Here is a 22,863-nt window from a genome sequence, read left to right as displayed (position 1 = left end):
TTAAAAAGTTAAATTAAGACCTACGTTAACCACTTTACTCTGAGGAAACTGAAGACCATTATCGTCTGCAACTTCAGGGTCAACGTTATATTGGCTCATATTATCAATAGAAAACAGGTTGTAACCATTTATATAAAATCTTGCCCGTTTAATCTTTATTTTGGCCAGCATTGCAGCTGGTAAAGAATAACCAAACTCTATCGTTCTTGCCCGTAAATATTTGACACTGTGCAGCCAGAAGGTAGAGTTATAGTTGTTGCTATGTCCGCCATCATTATACCGGTTTGCAGGATATTTACCCGGAATCCATTCACTGTTTAAATCAAATGGATCAGCTCTGTGCCACCTGTCTTCAAAAATCGTATTCAGGTTACCATTGTTCTGAAAAGCCCACCTGGTTTCATAATTCTGGAACCAGGTATAACCTGCTCCTCCGGAAAAATCAGCATGAAAATCAAAAGATTTATAACTTGCGCCAAAGCTTAGACCGAAATTAATGTTAGGTTGCTTGCCATAACCGAAGCCAATTGGCCGATTGTCGTAACCGTCAATTTTACCGTCGCCATTCTGATCCTGATAAATCAAATCACCAGGTAAAAGAGTTCTGTTTCCTTTACCATCAATATTTACCGGGTAATTATTGATTTGTTCCTGAGAAGTAAATTGACCAATAGCAACATAACCCCAATCTATATTGGTATACCTGTTTTCGGACGAGTTGCGGTACTGATCCCAGGAATTAAAGAATAACGGGTTATAAGATTGCAGGTTTTTAGATCGTGTATAAGAGAAATTACCCCCGATGTTAAAGTTAACCTGTCCAATTTTACTGCTATAATTTAAAGAGATCTCCTGACCATATTGTGCGTCACTGTTTACATTTTCATCCGGCAGTCTATAGCCCAGTTCAACAGGAACAATGATATCATTTCTTCCTCCCAGTAATCCAGTACGTTTTCTGTAGAAATAATCTATCGTACCAGTCAGCTTATTGTTGAACATACTAAAGTCTGCTCCTACATCAAAAGTCCTGCTTTTCAGCCATGATATCCGGTTTAAAGGAATGCCTTTATCTCTGGAAACAATCACCGGGTTTCCGTCCAGAATCACTGTTCCCTGGTTGTAGTTATAACCTGGGAGATAAGCATATGGAGATACAATAGGCTGATTAGGATCATTTGGATTCCTGTCATCTCCGAGTATACCGTAAGAAGCCCGGAATTTCAGATCACCCAGGATATTTTTATCTCCCAGGATATTTTTCATGAATCCTTCCTCTGTAATTCTCCATCCCGCAGAAACACCGGGAAAATAACCTACGCGTTTATCTGGTGCAAATAAATAAGAGGCATCCCTTCTTGCAGAAGCTTCCAGGTAATACTTACTGTTGTAACTATAATTTAACCTGGCAATATAACCGATACGTGCTTCGCTATCATCAACATCATCATACCTGTCGGCAGTTGGAAAGTAGATTAAAGGCAGGTTATTGGAAATTGGTGAAGAGTGTATATAATTCCGCTGATGCCTCAGGTTAATTCTTTCCGCAACCAATGTAGCACCCACGGTATGTTTACCAAAAGTATTGTTATAATTTAACTGACTCTGAAAAGTGGTCGCAAATTCCTTTTTCTGTTCACGTTCACGGTATGGATTATTACTACCACCAGTAACGTCGTAAGTACCAGTAGCAGGACGGTAGGTGTAGGTGTTATAAGTATATTCATGATTGTTGAGCACATAATCTGCCAGATAATAAGAATATACAGCTTTAGCAACCAACCCTTTTACACCCGGAATCTGGTATTCAGCATTGAAGTTGGTTTGTAAAACACGCCAGTCATTACGATATATCCCTGAAAGTTTTTTATTTAAAAAGGCATAGTTGGTTTCTGTATGCCCGATATCATTCAGATAATCTGGATTATCATTGGCGTAAGGACGTTCCAAAGGAGTATTTCGCAGTACTGCCAAACGTGCCAGCAAGTAGTCATCTGTACCAGGAACACCAGGATTTTCACGGGTTTCAATCCTCCCATTAATATTTACCCCTACTTTAAGGCCATTAGCTACAGTTGCCGTAATGTTAGATTGAATGTTAGTCCGTTTAAATTCGTACTCTTTTCCCAATACAGAATTCTGATACAGATTTGTTGCGGAAACATAATAACTCATTTTATCCGTTCCCCCGGTAAAGTTCACATTAATCGAATTCTGAGGGGCATTGTTATTACTTTTAAGGATGTAATCCCGCCAGTCAAAACTTCTATAGGCAGGATCAGTTCCGAGTTTGTATTTCTCCAGTTCTGCCGGTGTAATGCTAGTACTCCCATTCTTATTTATTTCTGCATCTGCTTTATAACGCATATAGTCATAAGAGTTACGTACCACATCAGGGAACCTTGACCAGTTCTGCACACCCAGGTAAGCATCGACGTTGATCCGGCTTTCACCAGTTGTTCCTTTTTTAGTGGTCACGACAACTACTCCATTCGCTGCGCGCACCCCATAAATAGCAGCAGAGGCATCTTTCAGTACTGAAATACTTTCAATGTCGTTCGGTGCAATGTTGTTAAACTGCCCCTCGTCCTGCTGGATCCCGTCAATAACATATAATGGACGTCCCATATTACGGATTTGTATACTGGCACTTGCTCCCGGCCGGCCGTCTGTCATCCGGAAGGTAACGCCGGGGATCTTTCCTGCCAATGCTGTACTCACTGTAGATCCTCCGTGTACCCGCTCGATATCCTTGCTGGTTACAGAAGAAATTGCACCGGTAATCGATTCTCTTTTTTGCGAACCGTATCCTGTCACTACAATTTCCTGAAGATCATTGTCGTAGTCTTTCAGTTTAACGGTGAGCTCAGTTTGTCCGTTCAAACGGACTTCCTGCGTCGTGTATCCGATGTAAGCAAATACCAAAACAGCATTTTTATCCGGAACAGTCAGTTTAAATTTCCCGTTCGAATCAGACATTCCGCCGATTTTCGTGTTTTTAATTTTCACTGTGACACCGATCAATGTCTGTCCTTTCTCGTCCGTGACTGTCCCGCTCACGTTGCTCGTTTGTGCGGTACTGGTCAGGGAGAAAAGAAGGAAAACACAAAAGCTAAAAGCTTTAAGCAAACATTGCTTTAAGCGCACACTTCTGCAATAAGCATGTAGAGTTTTTTCCATAAAGAATTTATATTTGGTTAGGTGTACCAGGATTGTCAGGTGATTTTATCCGGGCACAATCAAATATTAGTTTTTTAGCTTTTGGTTGTTGCACACGTTTGTATCAATAATTCTTCATTTTGTCTCTATTTTTTTATTGATACGGCTAGAAAAGGTTTAGCTATAAATCGGTTCAGCTTTATAATTATTAATATATTTGGAATAACGATCAGACCAAATTGAGAATTCTAACCTTATTTTTTTTATTGTTGTCTGCCAGGCTATTGCAGGCACAGCCTTATTACTTTAAACATTACCAGGTAGAGAATGCCCTATCTAATAATAGTGTGTTTTGTAGTACTCAGGATCGTAGTGGTTTTATGTGGATGGGGACAAAAGATGGCCTGAACAGGTTTGATGGTTATTCTTTCAAAACTTATCGCCATGATCCTGCAAATGAAAAAAGTCTGGGCAGTGATAAGGTCTATTCTTTACTTAGTGACAAACCAGCCAGTTTATGGGTAGGAACAGCTCAGGGCTTATACCACTACAACGCGGTTAACGAATTTTTTACGCTGGTCAAAGAGACGAAAAACAGGAGTGTCAGTGTGCTCACGCTCGATCATGAAGGTAATTTATGGATGCTTTCTTCGGACAAAGTATATATTTACAATATCCTTCAGAAAAAGTTTTCTACGGTACAACTAGGTCAGTCATTTAACCCAACTTATATCTATTGCCGTCCAAATGGGGAAATTCTGGTGAGCAGCCCCAGGGGTTCTCTCGCCAGATACGACAAAACATCGCGGACTTTTGAAATCCTTTCTTTAACGGGTAAAAAGAAAAATAAAGCTATCGGATGGATCTCTTCAATCGAAGAAACAAATGATCAGCAGCTAATTATTGGAACGACAAACCAGGGAATCAAGTTATTCGATCTTAAAACCAATGTTTTGAAAGATCTGATTGTGATGAACAAGGACAAGACCCATATTTTTGTCCGGGCCATAAAAAAACTGAACGACCAGGAGTATTGGATTGGCACAGAATCCGGACTTTATATTTACAACCACCAAAGCAAAAAACTGGTTCACTTGCAAAAGCGAAACAGCAACCCCTACTCCCTATCTGACAATGCAATTTATTCCCTTTGCCGGGATACAGAGGGTGGCATGTGGGCCGGAACTTATTTTGGCGGAATGAATTATTATGCGGCCCAATCTTCCATTTTCACCAAATACTTTCCTACACAGCAGGAAAACTCGATTAGCGGAAATGATATCAGGGAAATCTGTAAAGACAAGAACGGCAATTTATGGATCGGAACCGAGGATGCAGGATTGAATAAGTTAACTCCCGGAAGCGGCAAATTCAGCTCTTATTTCCCTGATGGCAGTAAACAGACTATCGCTCATTATAATATCCATGGGCTGCTTGCAGATGGCGATAAGCTTTGGATCGGTACTTTTGAACACGGGCTGGATGTAATGAATATCAATACCGGTTTAATTACCAAACATTATCATATGCGTAAGGGAAGTCTACTTCGATCAGATTTCATCTTAAGTTTATGTAAAACCAGAGCTGGCGATCTTCTGATTGCCACTACAGCAGGCATTTATACTTACAATAGCAAAAAGGATGATTTTGATCCTGTACCGGGTTTACCTTTTCTGTTTTTTAATACACTTAAAGAAGATGCAGAAGGAACAATCTGGGCAGGAACTTTCAATGACGGACTTTTCAACTTCAAATTAGGTAACAGTCTTTATAAGAATTACAGAAATGACCCTAAAGACACTGGCAGTCTGCCTGATAATACTGTAAATTGTATTTTTCAGGATAGTAAAAAGAACCTGTGGATTACTACTGATGGTGGTGGTTTATCTGTCCTCCATAAAAAAACAGGCCGTTTTAAATCTTATACGGTAAAGAACGGGATGCCGGCCAACTTCCTTTTTAATATCCTGGAGGATGATCAGCATAAATTATGGATCAGCAGTACCCGTGGGCTGGTTAGTTTTGATCCGCTTAAAAAGACTGTTAAAGTTTATACAAAAACAGATGGTCTGCTGACCGATCAGTTCAACTATAGTTCTGCTTATAAGGATACTGATGGCAGGATGTATTTTGGAAGTGTAAAAGGATTGATTAGTTTTTTTCCGGATCAGCTGAATACCAATGCTAAAACTGCACCTTTATTTTTAACAGGCTTTAAGATTGACAATACTGAAGCTCAGCCAAAAAAAGAAGACTCCGTACTGCAACAATCTGTTTTATATACTCATCACATTACACTGAATAACAATCAGTCTTCTTTTAACATTGATTTTGCTGCATTAAGCTATTTTTCTCCTGAAAAAACTGAGTATGCTTATAAAATAAGCGGGTTGTATAACAACTGGCAATATCTTAAGACGAACCGCAAAATATACTTTACAAAACTTGCTCCGGGAGAATATATTTTTGAAGCTAAAGCGATGATCCAGGGCAGTAACGTATGGAGTAAAAACAACATTAAGCTGTTTATTGTTGTACTTCCGCCCTATTGGAAAAGTCCACTTGCCTGGCTAATTTATACACTGCTGTTTATTGGTTTAACCGCTTTGCTGATCAGGCAATACCATCAAACCATCCAGCGTAAAAACAACCGGCGTATGGAAATATTTGAACATAAAAAGGAAAAGGAGATCTATCAGGCAAAGATTGAGTTTTTCACTAATGTGGCGCACGAAATACGAACACCGCTTACCTTGATTAAAGGGCCAATGGAGAAAATGATCAAGTCTGCGGGAGAAGTTCCTGCATTGGAGAAGAACCTGAAAATTATGGAGCGCAATACGGATCGTTTACTGAATTTGACTAATCAGCTGCTGGACTTCAGAAAAACAGAGATTAATGGGTTTTCTTTAAATTTTGTTAAAGCAAACATCTCTGAGATCCTTCATGATGTGAATTTACAGTTTATGCTTGCTGCCGAACAGAAAGAGATTGTTTACGAGACCTTTTTACCCGCAGAGCCGGTATATGCTTATATAGATCTGGAAGCCTTCTATAAAATAATGAGTAATTTGGTAGATAACGCTATTAAATATGGGAAGCATATAGTAAGGGTGACGCTCACCGCAAATGAACAGCAGGATCAGTTTATTGTACGGGTGCTGAATGATGGAAATAAAATCAAACCGGAACTCGCGAATCAGATTTTTGAACCATTTTTCAGGACAAAAGAGGCCGAAATTAAACAGGGAACCGGCATCGGCCTGTCTATTGCAAAATCACTGGCCGAATTGCATAAGGGATCCCTTAAATTGGAAGAAACGAGTACTGATTATAATATACTGGTGGCCACATTCCCCATTCATCAAATGATAGAGTTCAACTTAAAAGGAAAATGGAAAAAGATTTAAACTTTGTAACCAATACAGCAGATGACAACCAGGAGAAACCGGTGATTCTTGTGGTGGATGATCATGAAGAAATTCTTGAATTCATAGCAGATGACCTGGGCGAAAAGTTCAAAGTCCTGATCGCGTCGAACGGTATTGAAGGACTTGAAATCCTGGAGAAAGAAATTGTACACTTGGTAATCAGTGATGTAATGATGCCTAAAATGGACGGTTTTGAATTTTGCAGAAGGATTAAATCAGGGATAGCATTCAGCCATATTCCGGTTATCCTGTTAACAGCTAAAAACAGTTTACAGTCTAAGATTGAGGGTTTGGAACTTGGTGCAGATGTTTATATTGAGAAGCCATTTTCTCCGGAATTTTTACAGGTACAGGCGTCTAGTTTGATTGCTAACCGCAATAAAATCAAAGCTTATTTTTCAAGTTCACCGTTGCTCCATATCAAGAGCCTTGCTTATTCTAAGGCAGATGAACAGTTTTTAAAAAAAATACAGGTGATTATAGATCAGGCCATCAGTAACCCGCAATTAGATGTAGACCTGCTGACTGATCACATGAATATGAGCAGGCCGACATTATACCGGAAAATAAAATCGATTTCCAATCTTTCTCCAAATGAACTGATTAACCTGGCACGGTTGAAAAAAGCAGCGGAATTATTGAATGAAGGTGTCCTTAAAATCTACGAGATTGCAGAGATGGTGGGATATAGTTCTCAAACTCATTTTGGTCGGATTTTCGCCAAACAGTTTGGAATGTCTCCTACCGATTATGCAACCAGTATGCATGCGAATCAAAAAAAGAAGGTTTAAACAGTTAAAATCCATGCAAAAAGGGTCATTCTTTTCGCATGGATACTGCTGCCTGATCAGATTTCTGTACTAACTCATTTTATAGTTTATTAGATAAATGGGATTTCGCCGGCAGACTGGTTGGAAGACCTTTGGATTCACGGATCAGCTGAAAGATATGATCCGGACGCACTACCACATAGTCTGCATTCAGGGAACTGGCCACATTCTTAAAACTTGTTGGCCTTGCATTATTCCAGGGCTGCGCTTGTATAATCACAAAGCGTGGTGAATTATGATCCCATCCTGCGGAAGCAGAAGCAATATGATCTTTCATATTCTGTTCATCGCTACAGTAGTTACAGGAAAGTGCCATTCCTGGAAGGCTGTTATTGTAAATGGTTAATCCACCTCCTGTATTCTGGCCGGTTAAGCCAAGCAAAGTTGGCGCATGGCTGGCAAAGGTTTGTCCAACATTCTGGCTGATTCCACCAGTAATCGTATTCCAGATCGTAATTACCCGCAAACCAGCACGTTTATTATAATCTTCGGTTTTAGCAACAAATTGTTCCAGTAAACTTTGATTAGTCCAGCTGTTTGGATAGGTATAGCCATAACCCGAAGGGCCGGAAATCAGGTTATCATTATCGGTAGCGGTTTGCCAGAAATAATTGAGTGCACCGGGCATAGCATCCAGCATGGCAGGTGATAACGTCCATCCTATAGGAACTGAACCGCGATCAGGGTTAGACCAAAGCTTACGCATCAAATGTTCGACATATTGTAAATTATCGCCATCACTTAAAATGAAAGCCACATAAATCTTGTTTTGTAATGCGGGTTTGGGAGGTATTGGCTTAATATTCACTGTTCTGGATGTACCACTATGTACAGTGAGGTTAGTACACCAATCACTTGCAATGGTTGTTAACCCATATTTTGAGGCTCTTTCTACACCTGCGGCTTCTTCAGGCCACCATCCCATGAAATTTGAACCTGCGGGCATGGAAGATAAAAAGCTGTTTAACAACTCACTTTCACCAGCAATATCCGGATCGAGCCAGACTACTGCTGCACCCAGTGCTGTCGCATATTCTCTTAAGGCAGCTTTATGTGCTTCAGGATTTAATCCGATTAATAACCGGTGATCGATGGTTGGCCAATAGGTATTATATAAAGTTTGGTAGACCTGCAACTTACTGCTGAACTGCCCGCGCATATCAACCAAAATGGGCAAATTATATGGCGCGGAAGTTAAGCGGGATAACAGTAATGGAGAAACAATCAGGGCTTTTTTGCTTTTTGCCAGCATTGTTGCCAGGTTAACGGTATGTATTTGTGCAGGGTCATAAACGATTAAACCGGATATCTCACTGCGGTATTTAGTAATCAGATCCCATTTGTCTGCGGGTTCAGACCAGCCCAGGCCTAAAGATTGTAGCCAGGTATATGGCCCTTCAGCAAACGCATCACCTTCGTAAGAGAAAATACGTGGCTTTGTTTTGTTAATGATGCCTTTTAAAGAGGCAAACAGGTACATTTCTGCGGTGGAACTGTTTTGATCTACACTAACCCAGTCCACCTTGATATAACTGGCTCCCCGCCAGAATATGCGTAATTCAATGGATTGGTTATCTGCTGGCATCGTAAAGGGCAACCGAAAGCTGGTATAGTCTGCGGCTATAGCAAACTGCTGACGGGTAACGGTCTTCGTGGTCAGGATCTGCCCGGTTGTGGCATTGACAACTTCAAGATCTACTACCGGATCGTTATTGACGGTATTGTTATCGATCTTCATCCGAAATTCAGCTACGTTCGGGCCTGCTGGTATAGTTTTATCATAGGGCCCGTAAACCATATGAAGATTTGGCAGGTCAATTCCGGTTTGACAAAGCCAGCCATCCGTTTCCGGCCTTCCGGTTTTGTGACTGATTGCTGAGCTTTCGGCGTCCCAGCGAGAAGAAGTTTCCCGAAGCGTAATTAAATCCTGAGTTTGTGCTGGCGCAGCAAAAGATGGAAGAAGCTGACTAGCAGGCCAGGTGATTTGAGCCATTAATGGCATGGTATAAAACTGGGGCAAGAGCAGTAATGCTATCACAGTTTTAATTAAATTAAACGATTTAGTCATAGGTAAGAGCAATTTATAAAGGTTTAATATTTGGTTTTATACAGGAAGTTATAGTTTTTATTTAATTAATCCAAAAGATAAAAGAAAGAAGGATTTGAAAATGGTGTTTTCATTAACGAAAATCAGGACATAGGAAGACACTCCATTAGCAGTTATTAAAGGAAGAATCGGGAACATGGTAATTTATCAATGGAAGAATAAAGTATGTGCCCGTACATTACAATAAGGCCCCATAAAAAAAGCCAGAACTGTTCCACAGCAGGCGCAGAATGGCAAAATGAAAGTATTGACTCCTTTTTAAGGGCGTTAAGCCATTCCTTAGAACAGGATTCAAACACATAGCTGAAAAACGGAATATCACTGCAAACAATGCCGCTAAGTCTGTTAATCTGCTGCATGCAATTTGTAGTGTAGAAAATACAAAAAATGAATTTAAACCGCCAGTTTCATTAGTTCTCTTCGGCGCATCAATTTTTCTATAAGTGTTTTTAATTTATATTGGTAATCTTCATGCAGCCATTCCGTATAGTTTTTAGTTACTTTGCCCAGGCATTTCGCATATTGCCTGATCCTCCAATCAATTTCTTTATCTAGTTCCATACAGAGTTGCAGCGCATCCGGAATACAATCACTATTATCAACGCACATTAATGCATGTTGCCGAATAGAATCGCGGATCACTATTTTTGGTTTTAGTCCATTGGCCAGCGCCTTTTGATGTGCTGACTGAACATCGAAAGAAATCTCAAAGCTATTGGGAAATTTAGAGCGCATATCTGAGGGCATCTGATGCGCCTGGTAACTGGTTTTTGCCGTCAAACTTTCATGATAAATTTCAGGATTTTCAAAAACATGTTTCCAATCTACCGGGGCATTCCATTGGCCAAAGCGATCGGCATTGTTTCCTAAATCAATAATTGTAAAAGTCTTTTTCTTTGGGAGGCTTCTGGAACCTCTCCCTATCATTTGGTGGTATAGTGTAAGAGAAGTGGTTGCCCTGTTCAGGATTACAGCCTGTATGGAAGGCTCATCGAATCCAGTAGTTAAAATAGAAACAGATGTCAAAATGGCCCCCTTTGTTTTTTTTAGCCACAACAGGATTTCTTCCCGCTCTTCATTGCTGGTCATATTATCCAGGTGCCTGATCGGATAACCGTGATCCGAAAACACCTCCAAAACCTTTCTGGAAGTAAAGATTCCATTGTTAAAGATTAATGTTTTTTTCCCTTTGGCATGTGCCTGATAAGCGTGTAGTAATAGCTCAATCATCGCTGGCGAAGTATATAACTCGTCAGAAGTCTTAATTGTAAAATCTCCATTCAACCCCGTTTTTAAGGTATTCAATTCTACATCATATCTAAAAGTCTTTGGTGCAGCCAAAAATCCCTGCTCAATAAGAGATTCAATAGGTGCACCCAATATCAATTCATCATAACTTTTATTCATAGGTAAATTAATATCCGAGCTGAAGGGAGTTGCAGTTACCCCAATTATAGAAGCATTCTTAAACTTGCCCAGCAATTTATGAAAGGAATTATGATGAGCTTCATCAACGATAACTAACCCAACATTGTCTATATCAATCAAGCCATCATTGACCCGATTTTTTAATGTTTCAACCATAGCGACATAACATTGATAACCATCTTTCCTGCTTATCTTTTTAACTGCACTGTTTAACACTTTATTAGGGATACCAGCTATTTTTAAAGCCGCTGAAGTTTGCCTGCACAATTCTCTGCGATGCGTCAGAACGATTACTTTTTTTTGATATTTTAAAATAAACCGGCGGGCTATTTCTGAAAAAATTACAGTCTTGCCACCTCCGGTAGGTAATTGATACAATAGCCGGCCATGTTGTCTGTTTTGTTCCAGTTTTTCAAACAAAACAGCAATATCATTTTCCTGATAATGATACAGTTTCCTACTGTGCTTAATTACATATTTTTCCATGTTGACAATTTCTATTTCCGCCTTATTCTTTTTATTGAATACGATCTCCTGCCGCTCCATAGAGAAACTGGAAAATGTATAGTGCTGGCATTAACAACGCAGTTTGAACATTGTTCAATAATTTTAAAAAGGAATCTTACAAGACAAATCAATTCACTGATTATGATATAGTTAAAAAAACACTTAATATTTTTACAAATTTAAATGGCTAATTAAAGTATTGAAATCAACAGGAACAAATACTCACCGTAAGAATCTTATTCAGAAATTTGAGGTGAAAAATGTGGCGGAGCTTGTTATGGTGGCAAACAGACAGCAAATCATTTAGATTTATTGATAAAAATTTTGTTAAGATATTTCTTGAATGTCTCTGTACTAATTCTTAATTTAGTTTAAGCTTGGATTGATAGTTCTAACACCAGGCTGCCGCGTGATTCATTAGTATTTTAAATTCAAAAAAATGAAACAGAAATTCGGAAAACTATTTATTTTAATACCAATCGGGCTCTTTTTAATTTCAGCTTCAATGATTGCTATGAAAACAATTGCATTACCTGACTCTTTAACAGGTATGATTTTCGGAATAGGTATCGGCCTTGAACTTTTGCCATTCATTTTAATGAAGAAGATAAAGGGAATAAATTGAAGGCAACCCCGTTTATTCAGGGTCGCTTTCTTCTTTAGCTATTTCTTCCAGTTCTTTAAGATTAGTATCTATAGGATTTGCTTTTAAAAGTTTCGCAAAAAAAGTAAGATTACCAATCATATAACGCAGAGTATAATTGGTGTAAAAATATCTTTCTCCCCCCGCTTCTACATAATTTTTGTCACCTCCGGCTAAACCAACCCAATAAGCATTTACATTAGGCGGAATGGTAAACCCAAGCTCCTGCATCGACCAAAGTAACTGAGCAGCACAGGAATGTGCCCCATCTTCGTTACCAGTGATCAGACATCCGCCAACCTTATTATAAGTAAAATATTGTCCGGTCTTCTCGTCAGTAAACCCATCTTCGTGAAATATAGCATCCAGACGCTCAATGATACGTTGTGCTGTGGAAGCCAGATGCCCCATCCATACGGGTGATGCAATAATAAAAATATCACAAGCTCTGATCTTTTCAAGTATCAATTGCCATTCGTCTCCTTCCCCTGCGTCGGTCACATTTCCTGGTTTAATGTTATAATCAACAATCCGTATAATTTCTGTTTCTGCACCTTTTTCTTTGAGCTGAACTGCTGCTTTTTTGATAAGTCCTTCTGTGTTGGAGAATTCAGGCGATGGTTTTAGTGTACAGTTAATAATTAATGCTTTCATATTTTGTAGCTAGAGATGTATTCCGGATTAACAGCTTTACTAAAACATTGTTTATAAAAAAACAGCATAGTACAGATCGTTAATTATTTTACATATGACCATTTATTCACCATACACCAGTACTAACCAGTAACTTCCTTAACAGTCAGGCTGATCGCTTTGCCGGTAAAAAAGCAGGTATTATTTTCACCAGTGGAAATGCAAATAACACATCAGAATATTCTTCTGTTTTCTGGCTCAATCTGAATCTTAAACAAAACAATATATCACAAATTCAAGAATTTAATTACAATAAAGGCATTACAATTCCTTTATTGTAATTAAATTATTCTTTATTGAAATTAGAGCATAAAAATTCAGTAATTTTTAATAGCATCTAAATATAATACCATGCGAACTCTCAAAATCACAATCGGACTATTACTGGTGCTCAGCTATTTCAATGCATGCAAGCCGGATGCGCAGATTAAAGTGAAAAGCAATGAAAGAGACAGTATTATGCGCCTGGTAGACCTGGATAATGATCAGATCTTGAAAAATACCAAAACGGTGGATTCACTTTCCAGCTTGCGCGAAAAGCCATCAAAATACTTCAGGATTATGTAGCACAAAAAACGGATTCTGCGAAAAACGCGTGGCTCGGATCGCGTATCCTCATGATTACTTATGCTCAATTTGATAGCAGTCAGGAAACCATGCGCAGGGTAAGAGGGCAGATGAACCGCTTTGATATTGGAACCAGGGCATGCAGATCAGTTATCAGTAGACTCGATGAGCAAATCAATAAAAACAATAGACAAGTTAAATATAAAAAACAGGAAACCAGCTTATTAGACAATAGAATCGAGCAGCTTAAAAAAGAAATCGAAGTATTAAATCACAAAGGAATCCTATGACTAAAAGTAAGTCTGAATGGAAAAGTCCTGCTGTGATTATCGCAATCTGCGGACTGCTGGCATCTCTGATCTGGAATATGATTCAATACAAGCAAACCGAGAACGCTAACATCAGGGGCGACGAACAAAAAGAACGCGCTGACGGGTTGCAAAAGCAAAAAGAGGATTATTTAAAAAAGCTAAACAGCGAACTGGATGACATCAACGCTCAAATAGCCGAAGTAAACGATAACCTGAGGTTAGCCCGATCTGGAATCAATCTCAAAGCGGATTCTGCCGCTGATAAAGCGCTGCACAACGCTAAAGAAAACTCTCGTACACTTGATGGGCTAAACGAAAAGAGGGCGGAGCTTGAAAAACAGCTCAATGACTTATATACGAAAGTACCCTGATGTCACATTAAATTACTTTTCACCCACCCTTTACTGCTTATTTTCTATTCTATTATTTCATTCTCTCCTGTGCTTCTATCTGTTGATTATACCAATATTTTTGAGTGGAGAAATCTAAAGGCCAATCCTGCTGAGCTTTAGATTTTATTGATCCGGCAGGTATTTCTTTCATGTACTTATAATCTTCTAATTCCTCGTTTACCCAATATTCCTGTGTACTGTAATCATCAGGCCAATTTTGTCTTGCTTTTGCTTTTAACTTTGCAAGAATCACTTCTTCTGCGGGGTCTGCTTTAACGTTGTCTTCTACAGGAGTAGTATCTATGGATGTCCGCGCTTGTTCGGTTGCTGTTTTTTCAGCAGATATAACTTCATCTTTACCAAACATTGCGGATAATACACCTATTCCAATAAAACCCAAAAAACCATATAATAGAACTTTACCAAATGTCAGCTTTTTTTTTGGTGCAATAAACTGATGATCTTTATGGATCAGATTGGAACTACTATGATGTCTATTTGATAGCACAAATGAAGTAGCATTCAATATATTTTCAATGTTCTTCCTGTTTTTCCCCATATCAAATGCCCCTCCCATCATGATACCGGTTTTAGGAGTAGAAGTTATTTGAATCCGCGTTTTTTTCTCACTTATTTCAATTAACTGAATAGGAATGTTCTCGCCCCAGGAAGCCAGGCTAACCCCGCCTCTGACAAGGATACGTCCAATCATTCTGTCTGCACTTGCAACTTTAAGTCCAGAAATAGATGGAATAGCAAAACAAAGTGCATCAAAAACTTCGTTTTTCGAAAATGGGAATTCACTTTCACTGTTGTAGTCCAATAAAGCCATAATATAGATCGGTTTAATTATTTAGTTAACGCAAAATTATACATAGCACATGAATTATAAATCCGGAAAACCGTAAATGAATTAGTTATATTAGGAATTGTACCTGTAACAATTTAGCAGTCTGAATTCTGTCCCGCTAGGAAAAGACTACAATAAATTGTACTTTCACCTCCATTCACGAATGGATCGCAAAAACAGAATCGGCATTTTCATTTTCACCCTCGGGGTGTTTCTGTTTCTGCTACGGCCCTTTCTGATCTATCAGGCCACTTCCATCGACAATTACAAAGCAAACCCAGCACACACTTCGAGCCTGTTACTACGTCAGATTAAGAAAAAAGACGACAACCACGACCAGCTGGCAGACGTAGCTGTGATCAGGATGCTTACTGAAAAGATAGTTACCAGCTCATTTGACGGCATACTTCATCCTATTACACAAGTTCCGGCCATATATCATACGCCATGGTACCAGCTGATATCACATCACTGTTTCCAGCCAGGCGCACCATAAAGTATCGGAAAGAAAGCCTTCAATAACCAAGTCAATCATGAATTACATTTATATTCGTCCGATATTTTATGAGAAAAATTCTCAAAACCCCATTTCTTTTACTGACTGTTTTCAGTCTGGCAACTGCACCGGCTTTTGCGCAAATAAATAAGGTGAAACACGTTGTGGTCATTTACATGGAAAACCACAGCTTTGATAATTTGTACGGGCAATTTCCCGGTGCAGATGGTCTGGCGCAGGCCAGACAGGAAAATATTATTCAGCTAAACCAGGCAGATCAACCTTATCACACCTTACCTCCGATTCCACGCGGCAGCGCTTTCCCGACAAACCTGCCCAATACTTATTTTAACATTGACCAGTATATAGCTGCTGATCAGGTGAGCCCGGATGTGACACACCGCTTTTACCAGGAACAATTGCAGATCAACGGAGGTAAAATGAATAAGTATGCACATTATAATTTCACCAAAGGCTTCGCCATGGGTTATTATCGCACAAAAGACCTGCCTTTATATGATCTTGCAAAAAAATATACGCTATGTGATCATTTCTTTCATAGCGTTTTCGGAGGCTCCTTTCTGAACCACCAATGGCTGATCGCTGCCGCCTCACCCCTGTTTCCTAATTCGCCTGCCAGTATCACAGCACAAGTAGATGCTAACGGCAAACTGATTAAAGATGGTACAGTAACACCAGACGGCTATGCTGTGAACACAATTAATTCGATCAACCTATACCCGGCCGGTGGAAATCCAGCTTTCCTTGTACCAACACAGACCGGACCTAATATTGGAGACAGGCTCTCGGACAAAGGCATTTCATGGGCATGGTACTCAGGCGGCTGGGACAATGCTATTGCCGGTAAACCTGATCCTTCTTTCACTTTTCATCACCAGCCTTTTGCTTATTTTACGCGTTATGCCAAAGGGACACCAGGCCGGAAGGAACATTTGAAAGATGAGACTGAATTTTTGGATGCTGCGAAAAAAGGAACATTACCTGCGGTTTCATTTATTAAACCTATTGGACTGGAGAACGAGCATCCCGGTGAATCGACTATTACCGGAGGAGAAAGCCATGCGGTGGAACTGATCAATGCAGTGTTGAACGGCCCTAATGGTAAAGATGCCGTCATCATTTTGACCTATGATGAAAATGGTGGTTTCTGGGATCATATAGCTCCTCCGCAAATTGATAAATGGGGACCTGGAACACGTATACCAGCCTTGATCATTTCACCTTTTGCAAAGAAAGGTTATGTAGACCATACGAGTTATGAAACTGTAAGTATCCTCTCTTTTATTGAAAAGAGATGGGACCTGAAGCCATTGAATAACCGTGATAAACAAGCTGATCCTTTGAGCCATGCGTTCGATTTCTAAACTTGTTACTCTGGGCCTTTCTGTACTGTTAGTCGTGCCTCTTCTTTCGCTCCGGCAAGAGGATGCACGTACAGAGCAGATTAAACAACAATTAATTTGCCAGACAGATAGTTTATCAGGTGCAATTCAATTGCTGCAAACGACCAAACTGGATATTAGCCAAAGTCAGATTTTACAACAACGTTTCCGTAAGGTGCGGCTAGCCTATAAGCGGCTGGAGTGGGCCACAGAATATTTTGCGCCACTTATCGCAAGGCAAGTAAATGGCCCGCCTGTACCAGAAACTGAACTCAGCGGGCTGGTTATCCAGCCCAAAGGGTTACAAGTCATTGAGCAGATTATTTTTCCGCATTTTTCCCCGGATAAAAAACAGGAACTGGAAGATTTATTAAGTCAGCTGGCAGTCAATGCAACAGAATTCCGGGAGTATTTTCGACACGCAGACTTGCAGAACTGGCAGATTTTTGACGCAGCAAAGCTGGAAGTTTTTCGCATAGAAACACTTGGGCTCAATGATTTCGATGACCCATTGTCAAAAAGATGTTTTACCGAGTCGGCCACAGCATTACAAAGTTTACAGGAAGTTACTGGTCGCTATGGTGAGGTGACCGGATTTAATCCGGCTATTACTGATCTGCAACACCCGGTGGCTTTTGATCTTTTTGATCGTGCCGATTTTATTATCCGTTATGCGAACCCGCTGACCCGATCGCTCAAAAGCTTAAAGGCCGGGATAAAAATGCCGGATGTGCGCTATAACCGCCTGCTCAATCAGGATGCAGCAACTCTTTTTGATGCTAACGCTTTTAACCGCAATGCCTACACGGCTGAATCAGGGGATTCTGTAACCACAGAGAAGATCGTTTTAGGGAAAAAACTGTTCTTTGATCCTATACTTTCAGGTAATAGCAAACGCAGCTGTGCTTCCTGCCATAACCCTAAACTGGCTTTTACCGATGGGCTCGTGAAAAATCTGGATGTAACTGGTAAAAAGATGATCCAGCGTAATACGCCAACATTGATCAATGCGGCCTTACAACCTGCACAGTTTTATGACATGCGGGCACCTTCTCTTGAAGACCAGGTTATGGCTGTAGTACAAAATCGTGAGGAAATGCACGGTGATATGAAGATTGCCATCAATAAACTCTGGTCAGACAGCAGCTATCGCAAGCTGTTTAGCCTTACTTACCCGCAACAGGGGCGTATAAGAATTGACACGTCTGAAGTCATGAATGCACTGGCAGGTTATATACGTAATCTAACTGCATTGAACAGCCGCTTTGACGCTTATATGCAAGGGAATAAACACGCTTTGAAAAATGCAGAAATAGTTGGTTTCAACTTATTTATGGGCAAAGCACGTTGTGGAACCTGTCATTACTTACCGCTTTTTAACGGTGTGCAACCACCTCGCTATATGCAGATGGAAGCTGAAGTACTCGGGGTACCGCAAAAAAGAGGAGGCAAACGCATAGACCCGGACCTGGGTTTATACACTATTCAATCCGGGGATTTTAACAAACATGCTTTCAAAACAACAACTGTCCGCAATAGTGCACGGACTGCACCTTACATGCACAATGGCGTATTCCGTACAATGGAAGAAGTCATCGATTTTTATAACAAAGGTGGCGGCATAGGTGCAGGCATCAAAGTGCCAAACCAGACGCTGGACTCAGCACCGCTGCATCTGAACCAAAAAGAGAAAACTAACCTTATCGCTTTTATAAAGAGTCTGAACAGTATTTAATTTTCACAGAGCCTGTCAGTTGACAGGCCCTTTTTATAATTAGTGTTGTGCCCTGGTTGCTTTATCGAAAGATAGTATCAAATTCTTCTGATCGATCTCTTTTAAAGGAATTTCACGTGAATCTTTTCCAAGACCAGCAGTAAAATAAACAGCACTTTTAACTGTTTTTCCTTTATCCAGTCCATCTTCGAATAAAGCAATCCCGAACAAAGTACTGTCTGCTTTAGAAGAGGCAATAATACTAACCGTACCTAAATTATAATTGCCGTTATTTTTTAACGTAACAATTCCGTCTTTATAGGTATAGCTGAGTCCTTTAACTGTCGCAAGATAGGTTTTGTTCTTACTGGTAACAGGTTGGTAGGTTTGTGCATATCCTGAAATTCCGGCAATTGATAAAAGTGAGGCTAACAAGATTTTTTTCATATGTTTTTAGGTTTACGCAAAAGTAGTCTTTAAGGCAAAAATTTCAAAAGGCAGTTGGTATCATTATTATCGTAAACTATTATCTTTGGCGCCTGTCCTTTCCTGGTAATCCTGCTATGTCAATTTTGCGTAAGTTCCTCCTCTGTGTTTTTCTATTATGTTATGCTCAGATACTTTATGGTGTCCAAAAACCTGTAAAGCTGCTCCCCTCTGTACCAGATATCAGCGCCTACGAAAAACTAGTCATTCATTACCGCTATGATAAACCTGATTCTGCATTGTTTTTTGTGAACCTTGGAATGAAGCTTGCAAAAAGCACTAAGGACGAAGAAGGTATGGCAAGGATGCTCAACCAGATGGGCATGATCGATGATAATTCCGGGGATGCAGTATCCTCCAGACAACGTTATCTGGAAGCACTTGAAATCTACAAACGCCTGAATAATTATAAAGGAATCATTAAGGAGAATATCCGGCTGGGTGTTGTAGAAAACAGGAAAGGCAGTTCGGTAACCGCAATCCCTTATTTTCTTCAGGCATTAAAGATAAGTGAGCAAAACAAAGATAAGAGTGGAATTATGGAATCCTACATTACTCTTGGTGAAGTATATGCTCTCCGTCATGATTATTTACGTGCAATCTCTTATTACAAGCGAGCTGAAGCAATCGGCAATACACTTCCCTTTTCAAGCCTGAAGTTAAACACCTGCCTGAACTTTGGAACAGCCTACAGAGAAACCGGTGACCTTTCCAGGGCCATCTATTACTTTGAAAAGGGCATCGGCCAAAGTGATTATCCTGAGATGATGGGATTAAATATTTCCCTGACCATCGGGCTGGCCCAGGTATATGCAAAATCAGGAGCAACAGCAAAAGCCATTGCGCTTCAAAAGGGAGCCTTACTGAAATCCAGAAAGATCAGTAATAGCATCCGGGAATTCCAGAGCCTGATCGCGTTGGCAGAAAGTTATGGAACTTCCAACCGGGCAATGGCGCTAAATTACCTTCAGCAAGCACTGGCCGTAGGACAAACTAAAAAAGCCAATAAACAAATTCTTGAAGCCTTATCACATATTGCTGCCCTCTATGAAAAATCAGGAGATTACAAAGCTGCCTATCAGGCAAAAACCAGGCAATATAGCATCGCTGATAGTTTTTACTTCAAGGATATATCCCTTAAAATATCTAATTTACAGGCACAATACGAACTCACCAAATCTCAGGCTAAAGTTGCCCAGCTGAAGTTTGTAAATAATCAACAGCTGCTCGAACAAAAAATTATGTTCGGGATTATATCAGGCGGTACAGCCTTAATGCTGATCCTGGGTATTTACTTTTTTAAGATCAGGAACTTGAACCGGCTCATGAATAAAGCCAATACAGATCTTATACAATCGAACAATGTAAAAGACAAGCTATTTTCAATTCTTGGACACGACCTGAAAGCTCCGCTGGCTTCAATTCTCAACCTTCTCGTACTAATCAACAGAGGCTGGTTATCTGACGAAGAAAAGTCGCTCATGCTCAGTAAACTGGAATTACAGTGTAATGCTACACTAGAAACACTGAATCTTATTTTGCGCTGGGGACAAATGCAATTAAAAGGTATCATGATCAACCAGGGCGATGTGAGTCCGGAAAAGAAAATTAAGCGCAATGTTTTGCTGCTGAAGGAAATGGCTGCCCAGAAATCAATCTCTATCGAACAGGATATAGAACCAGATCTGCGTGTTTTTTGTGACGCAGATCATCTGGATTTTCTGGTCCGCAACATTTTGTCCAATGCAATAAAGTTTACCCCGGTTGGGGGAACTATCCATATAGCGGTACGGGCTTATCAGAACAACCAGGTCATTTGCCAGTTCAAAGATAGCGGAATCGGGATAGAGCCTTCACGTTTAGAATCCATATTTAGCGTAAATAATGTAAGTACAATGGGTACAAATAATGAAAAAGGAACGAGTCTCGGCCTAGTTATCTGTAAGGAATTTATTAATGCCAATGAAGGAAACATCTGGGTAGAAAGTGTAATTGGCGAAGGTTCTGAATTCTTTTTCACTTTAAAAAGGAAATAGCCGCTTAGTTTGTAAACTGCATTTCACTCAGGTTCTTGTATAACCCTCCGCTAACGCCAACCAGTTCAAGGTGAGTCCCCTCTTCTACAATCTGCCCTTTATGAAGCACTATAATTTTATCAGCTTGTCTTACCGTAGCCAGGCGATGCGCAATCACGATAGAAGTACGTCCTTCCATCAGTTTATCTAAAGCATCCTGTACCAACCGCTCTGATTCTGAGTCCAATGCAGACGTTGCTTCATCTAATATCAAAATACGCGGAGCTTTCAATACCGCACGTGCAATCGCAATCCGCTGACGCTGCCCACCAGAAAGCTGTATCCCACGTTCTCCTACTATTGTTTCTAGTCCAAGCGGGAAACGCTGAATAAATTCCCAGGCATTGGCCATTTCTGCTGCTGCAATAATCTCATCTTTAGAAGCCCCTTTTCTACCATAGCCGATATTTTCTGCAATCGTACCGCCAAAAAGAAAAACATCTTGCGGAACCACAGCAATTTGTGCCCTGAGCTCTGATAAAGGAATAGCTGCACTGTCTCTATCATCGAAAAACACCCCTCCTTTTACCGGATCATACAATCTCAGCAATAAAGACACAATTGTACTTTTACCAGCACCACTTGAACCTACAATAGCCACTTTCTGATTGGAAGAAGCTTCGAAAGATACGCCCTGTAATACATTGATATCTTCTCTTGTGGGGTAATGAAAATGGATATTGCTGAAATTAATCTTCCCATGCAATTGATTTTCCGGTGCTATGGTTTTAAAGTCTGTAAGTAGTTCTACCGGTTCCTCCAGCAAATCAAAAAGATGGGTAGTAGCTCCAATACTTTTCTGTAAAGCAGTATAAACTTCTGCTAAACCAGTAATTGAGCTGGCAATATATACAGAGTAAAGTAAAAAGGAAATAAGTTCTCCTGAAGCCACCCCCGTAGTCACCCCCCGCCAGATCACAGCGACCAGTGTACCAAAAATACCGACGATCACAAAAGAATCAAACAGACCTCTGTACTTCCCGCCTTTCATCCCCAGTCTGGCCATTTCATTCGTTTGCCCGCGATAACGGCTTATCTCGAAGAACTCGCTTACAAAGGCTTTTACACTAAAAATACCCTGCAATGTTTCTTCCACAATGGTATTAGAAGCTGCGACTTTGTCCTGTACCTCCATCGCGTATTTGTTGATGAACCGGCCAAATACCTCAGCCAGCACGACCATAGCAGGTAATAACAGCAACATAAAAACTGTCAGTTGAAACGAAGTAATCATCAATAAGATCAAACCACCAACGATAATAACCAGCTGTCTGACCATTTCTGCCAGCGTATTGTTAAAAATTTCCTGCAATAGCGTAATGTCTGCCGAAATCCTGCTGCTCAGCTCCCCTACACGTTTGTGAAGAAAAACACGCATCGGCATTTTCACCAGGTGGCTGTATACAGTCTGGCGTAAAGCAGCCAATGTTTTTTCGGTAACATTTACAAACAGTACCACTCTGAAAAAAGAGAATATAGCCTGGATAATCAGAATGCCCAATAACAACCACCCAATGTAGGTCGTTGCCCCTGAATCTATTCCCTGTTTGCCACCATCAATTAATTGTCCAAGCAACTTAGGCAGCGCCAGGCCGGATACACTGGCGATCATCAGCAGGAACAGCCCAATGCTAAATTCCAGCCAATATGGTTTTACATAATGGAATAAACGAAATAATGGTTTAAGAGAATTACCCTTAATATCTTTAACGGATGTAGAATTCTGCATTTAATAAGCTTTTATAAATTGTTTATTGATATAGCCCGCCTC

The 22,863-nt window shown here is 40.2% G+C and carries 17 protein-coding genes; 10 read left to right on the top strand and 7 right to left on the bottom strand.

What is annotated here, in order from left to right:
* Window positions 1–3,180 carry a SusC/RagA family TonB-linked outer membrane protein gene (locus tag HDE70_RS04540; protein WP_183888283.1) on the bottom strand — a complete coding sequence of 1,060 codons (3,180 nt, stop codon included), beginning with the start codon at window positions 3,178–3,180 and terminating at the stop codon, window positions 1–3.
* 218 nt (window positions 3,181–3,398) lie between these two features.
* Between HDE70_RS04540 and HDE70_RS04535 the strand changes: the two genes are divergently transcribed.
* Both HDE70_RS04535 and HDE70_RS04530 read left to right on the top strand, forming a co-directional pair.
* Complete coding sequence (locus tag HDE70_RS04535) at window positions 3,399–6,569, top strand: two-component regulator propeller domain-containing protein (protein ID WP_183888281.1); 3,171 nt, start codon at window positions 3,399–3,401, stop codon at window positions 6,567–6,569.
* Complete coding sequence (locus HDE70_RS04530; protein ID WP_183888279.1) at window positions 6,554–7,381, top strand: response regulator; 828 nt, start codon at window positions 6,554–6,556, stop codon at window positions 7,379–7,381. The genes HDE70_RS04535 and HDE70_RS04530 overlap by 16 nt, the downstream gene beginning before the upstream one ends.
* A gap of 79 nt (window positions 7,382–7,460) precedes the next feature.
* Here the strand turns inward: HDE70_RS04530 and HDE70_RS04525 are convergent, their stop codons facing one another.
* Entirely contained in the window at window positions 7,461–9,488 is a 2,028-nt protein-coding gene (locus HDE70_RS04525; protein WP_183888277.1) for a GxGYxYP domain-containing protein, read from the bottom strand.
* A gap of 432 nt (window positions 9,489–9,920) precedes the next feature.
* Window positions 9,921–11,441 carry a DEAD/DEAH box helicase gene (locus HDE70_RS04520; RefSeq protein WP_183888275.1) on the bottom strand — a complete coding sequence of 507 codons (1,521 nt, stop codon included), beginning with the start codon at window positions 11,439–11,441 and terminating at the stop codon, window positions 9,921–9,923.
* 460 nt (window positions 11,442–11,901) lie between these two features.
* On the opposite strand from HDE70_RS04520, the gene HDE70_RS04515 reads away from it, so the two are divergent.
* A complete protein-coding gene (locus HDE70_RS04515) occupies window positions 11,902–12,087 on the top strand; it encodes a hypothetical protein (RefSeq protein WP_183888273.1) in 186 nt (61 codons plus the stop codon).
* Between the two features lie 12 nt (window positions 12,088–12,099).
* On the opposite strand, the gene HDE70_RS04510 is transcribed toward HDE70_RS04515, so the two are convergent.
* The gene (locus HDE70_RS04510) at window positions 12,100–12,759 is read right to left on the bottom strand and encodes a flavodoxin family protein (RefSeq protein WP_183888271.1); all 660 of its coding nucleotides are present in this window, start codon (window positions 12,757–12,759) and stop codon (window positions 12,100–12,102) included.
* Window positions 12,760–13,149: 390 nt separating this feature from the next.
* Here HDE70_RS04510 and HDE70_RS04505 point away from each other — a divergent pair, with 390 nt between their 5' ends.
* The 3 genes from HDE70_RS04505 to HDE70_RS04495 are packed head-to-tail and all read left to right on the top strand — an operon-like array spanning window position 13,150 to window position 14,047.
* A complete protein-coding gene (locus HDE70_RS04505; RefSeq protein ID WP_183888269.1) occupies window positions 13,150–13,365 on the top strand; it encodes a hypothetical protein in 216 nt (71 codons plus the stop codon).
* A gap of 50 nt (window positions 13,366–13,415) precedes the next feature.
* Window positions 13,416–13,655 (top strand): hypothetical protein, encoded by a 240-nt coding sequence (locus tag HDE70_RS04500; RefSeq protein ID WP_183888267.1) that lies wholly within the window; start codon window positions 13,416–13,418, stop codon window positions 13,653–13,655.
* Window positions 13,652–14,047, top strand: a complete 396-nt coding sequence (locus tag HDE70_RS04495) for a hypothetical protein (RefSeq protein ID WP_183888265.1) — start codon at window positions 13,652–13,654, stop codon at window positions 14,045–14,047. Before HDE70_RS04500 ends, HDE70_RS04495 begins: the two co-directional genes overlap by 4 nt.
* Window positions 14,048–14,099: 52 nt before the next feature.
* Here the strand turns inward: HDE70_RS04495 and HDE70_RS04490 are convergent, their stop codons facing one another.
* Window positions 14,100–14,900, bottom strand: coding sequence for a hypothetical protein (locus HDE70_RS04490; RefSeq protein ID WP_183888263.1), 801 nt, complete (start codon window positions 14,898–14,900; stop codon window positions 14,100–14,102).
* A gap of 181 nt (window positions 14,901–15,081) precedes the next feature.
* Between HDE70_RS04490 and HDE70_RS04485 the strand changes: the two genes are divergently transcribed.
* From HDE70_RS04485 to HDE70_RS04475, 3 genes are all read left to right on the top strand, one after another.
* A complete protein-coding gene (locus tag HDE70_RS04485) occupies window positions 15,082–15,414 on the top strand; it encodes a hypothetical protein (RefSeq protein WP_183888261.1) in 333 nt (110 codons plus the stop codon).
* Window positions 15,415–15,482: 68 nt separating this feature from the next.
* Entirely contained in the window at window positions 15,483–16,799 is a 1,317-nt protein-coding gene (locus HDE70_RS04480; RefSeq protein WP_183888259.1) for an alkaline phosphatase family protein, read from the top strand.
* Entirely contained in the window at window positions 16,783–18,552 is a 1,770-nt protein-coding gene (locus tag HDE70_RS04475) for a cytochrome-c peroxidase (protein ID WP_183888257.1), read from the top strand. Before HDE70_RS04480 ends, HDE70_RS04475 begins: the two co-directional genes overlap by 17 nt.
* Before the next feature lie 39 nt (window positions 18,553–18,591).
* Here the strand turns inward: HDE70_RS04475 and HDE70_RS04470 are convergent, their stop codons facing one another.
* On the bottom strand, window positions 18,592–18,978 hold the full coding sequence (locus HDE70_RS04470) for a hypothetical protein (protein WP_183888255.1): 387 nt from the start codon (window positions 18,976–18,978) through the stop codon (window positions 18,592–18,594).
* A gap of 125 nt (window positions 18,979–19,103) precedes the next feature.
* On the opposite strand from HDE70_RS04470, the gene HDE70_RS04465 reads away from it, so the two are divergent.
* Complete coding sequence (locus HDE70_RS04465; protein WP_183888253.1) at window positions 19,104–21,053, top strand: tetratricopeptide repeat protein; 1,950 nt, start codon at window positions 19,104–19,106, stop codon at window positions 21,051–21,053.
* 4 nt (window positions 21,054–21,057) lie between these two features.
* On the opposite strand, the gene HDE70_RS04460 is transcribed toward HDE70_RS04465, so the two are convergent.
* The gene (locus tag HDE70_RS04460; RefSeq protein WP_183888251.1) at window positions 21,058–22,821 is read right to left on the bottom strand and encodes an ABC transporter ATP-binding protein; all 1,764 of its coding nucleotides are present in this window, start codon (window positions 22,819–22,821) and stop codon (window positions 21,058–21,060) included.
* Window positions 22,822–22,863: the final 42 nt, after the last annotated feature.

Source organism: Pedobacter cryoconitis, from assembly GCF_014200595.1.
GTDB lineage: Bacteria > Bacteroidota > Bacteroidia > Sphingobacteriales > Sphingobacteriaceae > Pedobacter > Pedobacter cryoconitis_C.
Note: the sequence above shows the minus strand (reverse complement) of the source record. Positions and strands in the feature narration are given on the sequence as shown.

Bases quoted from the DNA above. Each gene is read 5' to 3' on its own strand.
- HDE70_RS04540 (WP_183888283.1), bottom strand. From the start codon at position 3,180: ATGGAAAAAACTCTACATGCTTATTGCAGAAGTGTGCGCTTAAAGCAA.
- HDE70_RS04530 (WP_183888279.1), top strand. From the start codon at position 6,554: ATGGAAAAAGATTTAAACTTTGTAACCAATACAGCAGATGACAACCAG.
- HDE70_RS04525 (WP_183888277.1), bottom strand. From the start codon at position 9,488: ATGACTAAATCGTTTAATTTAATTAAAACTGTGATAGCATTACTGCTC.
- HDE70_RS04520 (WP_183888275.1), bottom strand. From the start codon at position 11,441: ATGGAAAAATATGTAATTAAGCACAGTAGGAAACTGTATCATTATCAG.
- HDE70_RS04515 (WP_183888273.1), top strand. From the start codon at position 11,902: ATGAAACAGAAATTCGGAAAACTATTTATTTTAATACCAATCGGGCTC.
- HDE70_RS04510 (WP_183888271.1), bottom strand. From the start codon at position 12,759: ATGAAAGCATTAATTATTAACTGTACACTAAAACCATCGCCTGAATTC.
- HDE70_RS04505 (WP_183888269.1), top strand. From the start codon at position 13,150: ATGCGAACTCTCAAAATCACAATCGGACTATTACTGGTGCTCAGCTAT.
- HDE70_RS04500 (WP_183888267.1), top strand. From the start codon at position 13,416: ATGATTACTTATGCTCAATTTGATAGCAGTCAGGAAACCATGCGCAGG.
- HDE70_RS04495 (WP_183888265.1), top strand. From the start codon at position 13,652: ATGACTAAAAGTAAGTCTGAATGGAAAAGTCCTGCTGTGATTATCGCA.
- HDE70_RS04490 (WP_183888263.1), bottom strand. From the start codon at position 14,900: ATGGCTTTATTGGACTACAACAGTGAAAGTGAATTCCCATTTTCGAAA.
- HDE70_RS04485 (WP_183888261.1), top strand. From the start codon at position 15,082: ATGGATCGCAAAAACAGAATCGGCATTTTCATTTTCACCCTCGGGGTG.
- HDE70_RS04480 (WP_183888259.1), top strand. From the start codon at position 15,483: ATGAGAAAAATTCTCAAAACCCCATTTCTTTTACTGACTGTTTTCAGT.
- HDE70_RS04475 (WP_183888257.1), top strand. From the start codon at position 16,783: ATGCGTTCGATTTCTAAACTTGTTACTCTGGGCCTTTCTGTACTGTTA.
- HDE70_RS04470 (WP_183888255.1), bottom strand. From the start codon at position 18,978: ATGAAAAAAATCTTGTTAGCCTCACTTTTATCAATTGCCGGAATTTCA.
- HDE70_RS04460 (WP_183888251.1), bottom strand. From the start codon at position 22,821: ATGCAGAATTCTACATCCGTTAAAGATATTAAGGGTAATTCTCTTAAA.